Annotated in this window: 2 protein-coding genes and 1 pseudogene; 1 reads left to right on the forward strand and 2 read right to left on the reverse strand. The window is 57.0% G+C overall.

Features of this window, described 5'->3' with window-relative positions; translation table 11 throughout:
* A pseudogene (locus ACYQ0H_RS12320) lies at positions 1–697 on the forward strand (MobQ family relaxase); the annotation flags it as partial.
* Between the two features lie 107 nt (positions 698–804).
* Here ACYQ0H_RS12320 and ACYQ0H_RS12325 read toward each other — a convergent pair.
* Entirely contained in the window at positions 805–1,095 is a 291-nt protein-coding gene (locus ACYQ0H_RS12325; RefSeq protein ID WP_027642579.1) for a type II toxin-antitoxin system YafQ family toxin, read from the reverse strand.
* Positions 1,092–1,370, reverse strand: coding sequence for a type II toxin-antitoxin system RelB/DinJ family antitoxin (locus ACYQ0H_RS12330; protein ID WP_003509354.1), 279 nt, complete (start codon positions 1,368–1,370; stop codon positions 1,092–1,094). The genes ACYQ0H_RS12325 and ACYQ0H_RS12330 overlap by 4 nt, the downstream gene beginning before the upstream one ends.
* Between the last annotated feature and the right edge of the window lie 275 nt (positions 1,371–1,645).

Raw genomic sequence — 1,645 nt, forward strand, 5'->3', positions numbered from 1 at the left:
GGGAGAAGTCAACCGGCAGATCGCCGCCGACAACAAGCTGCTGGGGGAAATCAAGGCCCGCATTACCCGCCTCTACAACTGGTCTAAGGCCGAGGCGGAGAAACCGGAGGGCCAGCAGCCCAGCATGGTTGACTTGTGGGAGGCCCAGCAGCAGCTCAAGCGGCCTGACACCCGCACCGGCAAAATCCGAGCTTTGCAGGAGAGCGCCGCCCTGTTCAGCTTTTTGCAGGCAAACGGCATCCAGTCCATGCAGCAGCTCCATGAAAAAATTTCCGATATGAACACCCGCTACTATGACCTGCGGCGAGAGATCGTTAAGGCCGAGCGCCGGATCGCTGTCCTCACGGAGCGGGGGGAGATGTGGGCGCAGTACAACGAGTACAAGACCGTCCATAAGCAGTTTGCCAAGGTGAAGCCGGAGAAACGGGAACTGTTCGAGCAGCGCCACAGCCGGGAACTGATCCTCTATGACGCGGCGGCCCGGTATCTGAAAGAACTGAAAGCCAGCGGCGAAGAAATCAACCCGAAGGAATGGCGGCGTGAGATCGACCTGCTGACCGCCCAGAAACAGGTAGACAGCATCGACATGAAAGCCATGCGGGAGGAGCTGAAAGCTGTGGAACGGCTCCGCAAGGCCGCCGACCAACTGGCCCGCCAGGAACGGGACAAGCCCCGCGACCGGGGGCCGGAGCGGTAAAGGGTACGGCGTTTTGGCGACCCCTTTGAGGTGCGTCGCGTTTCACGACACCCTTTTACACACAGAAAAACCGCCGTACAGGTTTCACCCATACGGCGGCAGACGGTTTATTTGCCGAACAAGTCGCTGTGCGACCCGGTGCGGGCAAGCGTCAGAACCAGCACATCATCCTCGATGCGGTAAATGAGCAGCCAATCCGGGAGGATGTGACATTCCCGATGGCCCACCCAATCGCCGGACAGATCGTGATCGCGGTTCTTCTCCGGCAGCGGTTCACCCATCGCCAGCAGCGCCACGACCTGCTCCAGCAATTCAATCTTCAGGCCGCGCTTGATCGCCCGTTTGTAGTCCTTCTTAAAGCCGGTTGTGTACTTGACGGTGTACTTTGTTTTCCTCATTTTTTCAGGTCGGCAAACAACTCGTCAAGGTCATTGTAGCCCTTTACAGACGGGTCTTTTGCAATCCTTTCCGCTTCCAGCATGGCAGCAATCGTTTCCTTGTTGGGCTGTTCCAGCTTCACTTCAAAGGGAATGCCGCCCTCACGAAGCGACTGGCGCACGAAGATGTTGAACGCCGTGGATAAATTCATGCCGAGTTCCGCAAACAGGGCGTCGGCCTGTGCCTTCAAATCCGCGTCCATGCGGATACTGATGTTTGTGGTATTTCCAGCCATATCATCAACCCCTTTCTGCTGGTACTTTTAGTATATGCCATTTGCACGAAGAAAGCAATACTTTGCACGAATATTTAACAGTAAATTCATGGAAGGAGGTCACTGTATGAAGCAGATTATTTTACCCGTCACTGTCCACCTGAATATTCGCCTGCCCCTTGCCCTCTTGCAGCCGGAACCGGCAGACGCGCCCACCGGCCCGGAGCCGGAGGCCCATGCCTGCCACGGCTGCGACAACTGCGGCGGGTGTGGGAAGTGCCAGCATGAAGAAAAGC

This window comes from Hominimerdicola intestinalis, assembly GCF_054655215.1.

Bases quoted from the DNA above. Each gene is read 5' to 3' on its own strand.
- ACYQ0H_RS12330 (WP_003509354.1), bottom strand. From the start codon at position 1,370: ATGGCTGGAAATACCACAAACATCAGTATCCGCATGGACGCGGATTTG.
- ACYQ0H_RS12325 (WP_027642579.1), bottom strand. From the start codon at position 1,095: ATGAGGAAAACAAAGTACACCGTCAAGTACACAACCGGCTTTAAGAAG.